This window comes from Acinetobacter endophylla, assembly GCF_053543775.1.
Genome location: NZ_JBLVOM010000311.1, coordinates 1 through 443 on the forward strand (window position 1 = coordinate 1; position 443 = coordinate 443).

Annotated in this window: 1 protein-coding gene; it reads left to right on the forward strand. The window is 51.2% G+C overall.

The window, feature by feature from the left end; translation table 11 throughout:
* Window positions 1-443 (forward strand): group II intron reverse transcriptase/maturase (locus tag ACNPNW_RS16455; protein WP_448767211.1); only part of this gene is annotated, 443 nt, incomplete at both ends.

The window sequence follows — 443 nt, forward strand, 5'->3', positions numbered from 1 at the left end:
CGCTTCTACAAGTCATGAACCCGATCTTTGACGCACAATTCTCTTGGTACAGCTATGGGTTTCGCCCGGGAAAGAGCGCGCATGACGCCGTTAAACAAGCCCAAAGATATATTCAAAGTGGCCTGAGATGGGTCGTGGACCTCGATCTGGAGAAATTCTTTGACCAAGTGAAGCATGACATGCTGATGGCAAGAGTGGCACGGAAAGTAACAGACAAAAGAGTACTGAGACTGATTCGTGCTTATCTTAACGCCGGAGCCCTAGTAGATGGAACGCTAGAGCGTAGCCGGGAGGGGACGCCTCAAGGGGGTCCGCTCAGTCCGCTTTTGGCAAACATTCTACTGGACGATTTGGACAAGGAACTAACCGGAAGAGGGTTGCGATTCGTACGTTATGCGGTCGACTGCACCATCTTTGTGGGAAGTAAACGAGCAGGAGAACGG